The organism is Amycolatopsis vastitatis, assembly GCF_002234595.1.
Lineage (GTDB): Bacteria > Actinomycetota > Actinomycetes > Mycobacteriales > Pseudonocardiaceae > Amycolatopsis > Amycolatopsis vastitatis.
Genome location: NZ_NMUL01000041.1, coordinates 98,776 through 105,925, shown reverse-complemented (window position 1 = coordinate 105,925; position 7,150 = coordinate 98,776). Strand labels below are relative to the sequence as shown.

Genomic DNA, 7,150 nt, shown 5'->3' with positions numbered 1-7,150 from the left:
AGCGGTGGGGGCCCTTCTTCGTGCGTAACGGTTACAGGCCGGCGGCCGCCGAGGCGATCTTCGACGCGAACGTGCTCACCTCGGTGTAGACGCCGGGGGCGTGCGGCCGGGCGCAGCCGTCACCCCAGCTGACGATGCCCACCTGGATCCACGCGCCTGCGTTGTCCCGGCGGAACATCGGGCCGCCGGAGTCGCCCTGGCAGGTGTCGACGCCGCCCGAGGCCAGGTTGCCCGCGCAGATCTCGGCGCTCGGGATCAGGTCGGGGTAGCTGCCGCCCTGCGCGGCGCAGGTGGCGTCGTCGACGAACGGGACGGTCGCCTTGAGCAGGTACCGCTGCTGCGAACCGCCTTCGGTCGCCGCACCCCAGCCGGCCACGGTGAACGTGCCGGAGTTGTAGGCCGACGTCGACGCGATCGGCAGCGTCGAAAGCCCGCTCACCGGGCTCGCGAGCTTGATCAGCGCCCAGTCGCCGCCGGTCGCGGTGTCGTACGTGGGGGACCGGTAGACGTAGGTCGAGCGGATCTTCTGCGCGCTGGAGCTGTTGAGGTCGACCACGCCGACCGTCGCCGTGATGGAGGTGTTCGACCCGGTCCGGCTCACGCAGTGCGCGGCCGTCAGGACGATCTGCTTGGTGTACAGCGCTCCGCCGCAGCCCATGGAAAGCCGGACCATGAACGGGAATTCGCCCTGGGCGGCCCGGGTGCCGCCGACGACGTCGGTGGACGGCGGCTGGGCGGCGGTGGCGATCGCCGGGGTGGCGAACGAGGCCGCCGCGGCGACCGCGGCGAGTGCGGTGGTGGCGTTTCTGAGCAGGGTGAACCAGCGCTTGGGGGCCAAGGGGATCAGTCCTTCCAGTGTCCACAGTGGAAGCCGTTGCCGAAAGCGGCTCCACGACTACACCAGGTGGTCACAGACCGGGACAACCGACTTTCTTCGGATCTTTCGGGCGGTTGGGTGATTTCTCACCGGCGCATCCGACGAAGGCCGTAGGCCAGACTGCCCAGCACGAGCGCGCCGCAGCCGGCCAGCACCGACGGCAACGGCAGGCTGAAGGCCAGCACCACGCACCCGGCCAGCCCGAGCACGGCGATCGGCCGGGCCTTCCCCCTCAGCGTGAACGCCGCGGCGTTGGCGATCGCGTAGTACGTCAGCACGGCGAAGGACGAGAAGCCGATCGCGGCCCGCAGGTCGATCGACGCGGCGAGCACGGCGACGATGAGCCCGACAGCCAGCTCGGCGCGGTGCGGCACGTTGTAGCGCGGGTGCACCGCGGCGAGGAACCGGGGGAGGTGGCCGTCGCGGCTCATCGCCAGCGTCGTGCGCGAGACGCCGAGGATGAGCGCCAGCAGCGAGCCGAGCGCCGCCAGCGCCGCGCCCACCCGCACGACCGGTGCGAGCCACCCCGGGACGGCCGCGGCGATCGGGTCCGGGCTCGCGGCGAGCGCGGCCGGGCCGAGCCGGACGAGCAGCAGCACCGCCAGCGCGGCGTAGACCACGAGCGTGATGCCGAGGGCGAGCGGGATGGCGCGGGGGATGGTCCGGGCCGGGTCGCGGACCTCCTCGCCGAGCGTCGCGAGCCGCGCGTACCCGGCGAAGGCGAAGAAGAGCAGCCCCGCCGCCTCGAGGACGCCCCCGCCGCCGGGCCAGGCGACGAGCGGGCCGCCGGCGTGCGGTCCCGCGGCCATCGTCACCGCGGCGGCGGTGAGCACGAGGAGGGTGCACGACACGATCACCCGGGTCGCCAGCGCGGACCGGTGCACGCCGAAGTAGTTGACTACCGTGAGCGCGGCGACGACGGCGACGGCGAGCGCGCTCCGCCACGGCTGCCCGAGGCCGGGCGCGGCGTAGGCGACGACGGTCAGCGTCATCGCGGCGCAGCTGGCCGTCTTCCCGGTGACGAATCCCCAGCCGGCGAGGAAACCCCAGAATTCACCGAGCCTTTCCCGGCCGTAAACGTAGGTCCCGCCGGATTGGGGATGAATCGCGGCGAGCTGCGCCGAAGACGTCGCATTGCAGTAAGCGACGACGGCCGCGAGGACCAGCGCGATGAGCAATCCGGCGCCCGCCGCCCGCGCCGCCGGGGCGAACGCGGCGAACACGCCGGCGCCGATCATCGAGCCGAGGCCCAGGAAAACGGCGTCGGCGAGGCCGAGGCGGCGAGCCAGTGGGGTCGAGCGCATCCGGGTGATCCTCCGTGTGACAGCCGTGTTGCTGACCACAGCGAACCACGGCGTACGCAGAACCCAATAGGGTCGATTCCGTGTCCGCCCCTTCGCCCCATTCCCGCCTGTCCGCCGACGGTCCCGTGCTCGACGGGATTCCCGAGCACGGCCGTGTCCCGCGGTATTACGCGGTCAAGGTCGAGCTGCTGGCGGTGATCGCGGAACTCGGCGAAGGCGCGGTGCTGCCCACGGAACGGGAATTGTGCGAACGGTTCGATGTGTCGCGGGCGACGGTACGGCAGGCGGTGGGGGAGCTGGTGCTCGAGGGCAAGCTCAGCCGCCGCCAGGGGAGCGGCACCTACGTCGCCGGGCCGAAGCTCGTCCAGCCGCTGGCCCTGACCGGCTCCGCCGAGGGGCCGCGGCGCCAGGGCGTCCGGCCCGGCCGCAGCGCCATCACGTTGGAACGGCGCCCGGCGGGCCGCGCGCTGGCCGCCGACCTGCGGGTCACCTCGGACGCGGAGGTGTTCCACATCGAGCGGGTCCTGCTGGCCGACGAGGAGCGCGTCGGCCTGGAGTCGACTTATCTCCCCGCCGAGCGGTTCCCGGGCCTCCTGGACGCGTTCGACCCCGGGCAGCCGCTCTCGGCGTGCCTGAGCGGCGTGGCGGTCCACGGCGCCGAGGAGCGCGTCGAGACCGTGCTGGCCACCCCGCGCGAAGCGCTCCTGATCGGCACCAACCCGGCCCTGCCGATGCTGCTCACGCACCGCGTCGCGTGGGGGCGGGACGGCACGCCGTTCGAGCGCGTGCGCTCGCTCTACCGCGGCGACCGGCTTAGCTTCCTGACCCGCCTGGGCCGCGCCGACTGACCGGCGCCCGGATGCAACCCGGCGCGGGTTCCGTTCCGTCTGGCAGGTATGCGTACCACGGTGAAACTGCTGGGGACCGGCCTGCTGCTGCTCACGGTGACCGCCTGCGCGGCCAATACCGGCGCCGGCGCTCCTGCGGCGAGCGGCACCGGGCCCGGGACGTCGGTGACCGGGCCCCCGACACCCTCGTCGTCACCGTCCGTGCCTCCGACGGTGACCCCGTCCGCCGGCCCGCCGCCGTCCCAGACCGTCGGGCGCCCGACGCAGGGGATCGCGCCGGGTGACGACGTCGTGGCCGAGACCCAGGTCGACGCCCGAGGGCTGCCCGAGGGCTACCCGCGCAGCCTCTTCCGGAGCATCGACGGCCGGACGCTGACCCTGCAGGCCGAGGAGGGCGGCTGCCGCCGCATCTCGGCGCGCGTCGGCGACCAGACCGCGCAGCAGGTGGTCGTGCTGGTCACCGTCACCTCCGCGCCGAAGGGCCAGATGTGCCCCGACTACATCAAGGAGATCCGGATCCCGCTGCCGCTGTCGGAGTCGCTCGGCACGCGCACGATCGTCCTCCGCCAGGGCTGAATTTCCCTCGACGCTGGGCGGGCGTCGCCGGGATGCCCGGGGACGCCCGCCTGGACCACGTCCGGTGCAACCCCGCGGCGCCCCCGTTCCGTCCTTCACGCATGAGGTACTCAGCGAAGGTGGTCGGGACAGGTGCGCTCCTGCTGATGGTGACGGCCTGTGCCGGCCCGGACATGTCCACCGCCCAGCCCGCCGCCGGAGGCGACTCCGCCGGGCCCACCGGCAGCGTGTCGACGTCGCCGTCGCCGAGCGCATCGGTCCTGCCGGCGCCGCCGACGGCCAACCCGCCGGGCAAACCGCGGCTCACCGTGCCCGAGGGCAGCACCCCGGTCCCTCCGGGCAAGGTCGACGCGACCGCGCTGCCCGCCGGGTTCCCGCACGAGGTGTGGACCTCCAACGGCGGCATGGTGCTCGACATCCGCGCCCAGGAAGGCGGCTGCGGCCACGCGCTCGGCGAGGCGGCCGAGCAGACCGGCGACCGCGTCGTGGTCAACCTGAGCGAGACCAAGGCGCAGACCGGTCAGATGTGCACGATGGACATCCGGTACCCGGTGATCTCGGTCGTGCTCGCCGCGCCGCTCGACCAGCGCACGGTGGTGCTGAAGACGACGCCGCCGAAGTAACCGCGACGACGCCACGGCCCCGGAGATGTTCTCCGGGGCCGTTTCCGTCTGCCCGGTCCGCAGTGGACGGTCGGGCATTGGTCCGGACCAGGTCGATCCGCCGTTGTCGAAGTTGTCGAAATTGTCAGCGCTCCCGGTGAACCGCCGCGGTGACCGGGCCGTGTCCCCGGGTGAGGTGGTGATCAGAGAGGAGGGGCCCATGCCCCGGTTGAGCAGTGGTCGGCACCGCAAGCAGGCGACCGTCGGATTGGCCGCGTTGCTGGGGGTCGCCGGTGTCACCGCGACGGCCATCGCGCTGAGCAGTCCCGCGGGCAACGCCGCCGAAGCGCCCAAGGAGAACTGCGCGGGACTCGACACCGCGTTGCAGAACAACCTGACCTTCATCGCGGGGCAGCAGGCGAACCCGGACGCGCAGTCGGCCGCGCGGATCGCCAACCGGCAGGCCGTGGTGGACCTGATCCAGCAGCGGCGGCAGGTCGCGGGCTGCACGGCGAACGTCGCGGCGAACAACGGCCAGGCCGCCGCCGCGCCCGGCAACTCCGGCAACGCGCCGGGCAAGGCCCAGGCGCCCGGTCAGCAGAAGAAACAGGACCAGGCCGCCGCCGGTGCGGGCGCGGCGGCGCAGAAGGGCGTCGTGTGCGCCGGTTCGACAGTCACCCTCTCGGGGGAGGGCGGCGCACCGGCCGCGTCGAGCAACCAGTTCCCGGCGGGGACGAAGCTGAAGGTGACCAACCTGGACAACTCGAAGTCCACGACCGTGGAGGTGACGTCGGTGTCGGGCAGCTGCACGCTGCTCAACAACGCGGCCTTCGAACAGGTTCGGGAACCCGGAAAGTTCCTCATCCGGCGCGCGCGGATCGAGCGCGTCGGCTGAGGGAGCGGGAAGGAAGGGGGCACCGGTGGCGGGCCGGTGCCCCTTCTCCGGGCCAGAAGCGGCCTTCTGTCCTCCGTGGACGGAAGGCCGCTTCGGTCTGTCAGCGGAAGCTGATCTGCAGCACCGGATCGCCGGTGCTGGCGAAGAAGTCGTTGCCCTTGTCGTCGATGACGATGAACGCCGGGAAGTCCTCGACCTCGATCTTCCAGACGGCCTCCATCCCGAGTTCGGCGTACTCGAGGACGTCGACCTTCTTGATGCAGTCCTGCGCCAGCCGGGCGGCCGGGCCGCCGATGGAGCCGAGGTAGAACCCGCCGTGCGCCTGGCACGCCGCGGTCACCTGCTTCGAGCGGTTTCCCTTGGCCAGCATGACGAGTGAGCCGCCGGCGGCCTGGAACTGCTCGACGTAGGAGTCCATCCGCCCGGCCGTGGTCGGCCCGAACGAGCCGGACGCGTAGCCCTCGGGCGTCTTCGCCGGCCCGGCGTAGTAGACCGGGTGGTTCTTCAGGTAGTCCGGCATCTCCTCGCCGGCGTCGAGGCGTTCGGCGATCTTCGCGTGGGCGATGTCGCGGGCGACGACCAGCGGCCCGGTGAGCGAAAGCCGTGTCTTGACCGGCAGCTGCGAAAGCTGCGCGCGGATCTCGGCCATCGGCCGGTTGAGGTCGACACTGACGACGTCGTCGGAGAGGTCTTCTTCGGTGACGTCGGGCAGGAAGCGGGCCGGGTCGCGCTCGAGCTGCTCGATGAAGACGCCGTCGGCGGTGATCTTGGCCTTGGCCTGCCGGTCGGCCGAGCAGGAGACGGCGACGCCCACCGGGCAACTGGCACCGTGCCGGGGGAGCCGGATGACGCGGACGTCGTGGCAGAAGTACTTGCCGCCGAACTGCGCGCCGATGCCGAACTGCCGGGTCATCTCGAGGACCTGTTGCTCGAGATCGCGGTCACGGAAGGCGTGGCCCAGCTCGGAACCCTCGGCCGGGAGGTTGTCGAGGTAGCGGGCGGAGGCGAGCTTCGCGACCTTGAGGTTGAACTCCGCGGACATGCCGCCGACGACGATCGCGAGGTGGTACGGCGGGCAGGCGGCGGTGCCGAGGCTGCGCAGCTTCTCGTCGAGGAACCGGGCGAGCCGCTTCGGGTTCAGGACGGCCTTGGTCTCCTGGTAGAGGAACGTCTTGTTGGCGCTGCCACCGCCCTTGGCCATGAAGAGGAACTCGTAGGACGGGTCGTTTTGCCCGTCCTTGTGGTAGAGCTCGATCTGCGCGGGCAGGTTGGTGCCGGTGTTGCGCTCGTCCCAGAAGTTCAGCGGCGCCATCTGCGAATAGCGGAGGTTCAGCTGCTGGTAGGCGTCGAAGATGCCCTGCGAAAGCGCGCGCTCGTCGTCCCCGCCGGTGAGGACGCCCTCGCCGCGCTTGCCGATGACGATGGCGGTGCCGGTGTCCTGGCACATGGGGAGCACGCCACCGGCGGAGATGGCGGCGTTGCGCAGCAGGTCCATGGCCACGAACCGGTCGTTGCCGCTGGCTTCGGGGTCGTCGACGATGGCGCGCAGCTGGGCGAGGTGTGACGTGCGCAACAGGTGCTGGATGTCGGTGATGGCGGTGCGGGCCAGGGTGGTGAGCGCCGCGGGGTCGATCTTCAGGAACGTCCGCCCGGCGGCTTCGACGGTCTCGACGCCCTCGTCGGTGACCAGCCGGTACTCGGTGGTGGTGTCCTTGCCCAGCGGGAGGACTTCGGTGTGCTGAAACGTGGTGGACGGCACTGCCAGGCTCCTTTGCCAGCTCCGGGATCGGTCCACCCTACGCAGCGGCAAGGGTCACGCCGAAGAGGCATGCGGTCACTGTGAGACGCCCCACGGCCAGGCTTCGCCGGCGGGCCGGGTGCGCCGCGGAAGCTGGTCGGGAGGCCGGGTCCACCCCGACGGACCCGACCTCCCGGGGAAAGCTCCCGGATGCGTGCACACCCGGTCGCGAGGCCTGCGCCGGCACTGGTCGCTCCGTGGCCGCCTCAATCGAGGCTGTCGTGACGCAGGTCATAAGTCAACGCCGCCG

The 7,150-nt window shown here is 71.8% G+C and carries 7 protein-coding genes; 4 read left to right on the top strand and 3 right to left on the bottom strand.

The annotated features are described in order from the left end of the window. Nucleotides 1-31: 31 nt before the first annotated feature. Nucleotides 32-838, bottom strand: a complete 807-nt coding sequence (locus CF165_RS35330; protein ID WP_093951927.1) for a S1 family peptidase — start codon at nt 836-838, stop codon at nt 32-34. Nucleotides 839-963: 125 nt separating this feature from the next. Further along, a complete protein-coding gene (locus CF165_RS35325) occupies nt 964-2,181 on the bottom strand; it encodes an APC family permease (RefSeq protein ID WP_093951926.1) in 1,218 nt (405 codons plus the stop codon). A gap of 80 nt (nt 2,182-2,261) precedes the next feature. Between CF165_RS35325 and CF165_RS35320 the strand changes: the two genes are divergently transcribed. From CF165_RS35320 to CF165_RS35305, 4 genes are all read left to right on the top strand, one after another. Continuing rightward, nucleotides 2,262-3,029, top strand: a complete 768-nt coding sequence (locus tag CF165_RS35320; protein WP_093951925.1) for a GntR family transcriptional regulator — start codon at nt 2,262-2,264, stop codon at nt 3,027-3,029. Nucleotides 3,030-3,077: 48 nt separating this feature from the next. Then, the gene (locus CF165_RS35315; protein WP_240521936.1) at nt 3,078-3,605 is read left to right on the top strand and encodes a hypothetical protein; all 528 of its coding nucleotides are present in this window, start codon (nt 3,078-3,080) and stop codon (nt 3,603-3,605) included. 101 nt (nt 3,606-3,706) lie between these two features. Further along, nucleotides 3,707-4,228 (top strand): hypothetical protein, encoded by a 522-nt coding sequence (locus CF165_RS35310; protein ID WP_240521935.1) that lies wholly within the window; start codon nt 3,707-3,709, stop codon nt 4,226-4,228. Between the two features lie 199 nt (nt 4,229-4,427). Beyond that, complete coding sequence (locus CF165_RS35305; protein WP_093951922.1) at nt 4,428-5,102, top strand: SCO2207 family protein; 675 nt, start codon at nt 4,428-4,430, stop codon at nt 5,100-5,102. Between the two features lie 100 nt (nt 5,103-5,202). On the opposite strand, the gene CF165_RS35300 is transcribed toward CF165_RS35305, so the two are convergent. Next, nucleotides 5,203-6,861, bottom strand: a complete 1,659-nt coding sequence (locus CF165_RS35300) for a fumarate hydratase (protein ID WP_093951921.1) — start codon at nt 6,859-6,861, stop codon at nt 5,203-5,205. Nucleotides 6,862-7,150: the final 289 nt, after the last annotated feature.

Coding starts and splice junctions, on each gene's coding strand:
- CF165_RS35325 (WP_093951926.1), bottom strand. CDS start 2,181: ATGCGCTCGACCCCACTGGCTCGCCGCCTCGGCCTCGCCGACGCCGTT.
- CF165_RS35305 (WP_093951922.1), top strand. CDS start 4,428: ATGCCCCGGTTGAGCAGTGGTCGGCACCGCAAGCAGGCGACCGTCGGA.
- CF165_RS35315 (WP_240521936.1), top strand. CDS start 3,078: ATGCGTACCACGGTGAAACTGCTGGGGACCGGCCTGCTGCTGCTCACG.
- CF165_RS35310 (WP_240521935.1), top strand. CDS start 3,707: ATGAGGTACTCAGCGAAGGTGGTCGGGACAGGTGCGCTCCTGCTGATG.